The sequence below is a fragment of the Bartonella sp. AA2SXKL genome (assembly GCF_042197205.1).
Taxonomy (GTDB): domain Bacteria; phylum Pseudomonadota; class Alphaproteobacteria; order Rhizobiales; family Rhizobiaceae; genus Bartonella.
This window is the reverse complement of the sequence record NZ_JBHIRN010000182.1, coordinates 315-661: the sequence shown is the minus strand read 5'-3', so window position 1 is coordinate 661 and position 347 is coordinate 315. Positions and strand designations below refer to the sequence as shown.

Here is a 347-nt window from a genome sequence, read left to right as displayed (position 1 = left end):
CGCTTTTTGCACACAAATAAAAAATCCAAATGCTGAAAATGCACTCAATGTTCTGCTTGCTATTGGACGTAAAGAGTTTGATAAATTCAATTTTCCACCTGATATTGAAGCTATTTGGTGGAACATTTTTGATAATCTTGCTCCACGCCTTATTCAATGGGAACAAAGTTTAGGACCGCGAGAGCGAAATGCTGAAGTGGTCTCACAAAAAATCCCTATAGGGACAACAGGAGTAACCCTTTCAGGACGTGCTGATCGTCTTGATGTCTTGCCCGATAAAACAGTTGAAATTTTAGATTTTAAAACCGGAACGCCTCCTTCATCAAAACAAGTTCGTGACTTATTAT

At 38.6% G+C, this 347-nt stretch carries 1 protein-coding gene; it reads left to right on the top strand.

All coding sequences use genetic code 11. The features are described from left to right. On the top strand, positions 1–347 hold a 347-nt coding region (locus tag ACFINS_RS10565; RefSeq protein ID WP_375706244.1), incomplete at both ends, for a PD-(D/E)XK nuclease family protein.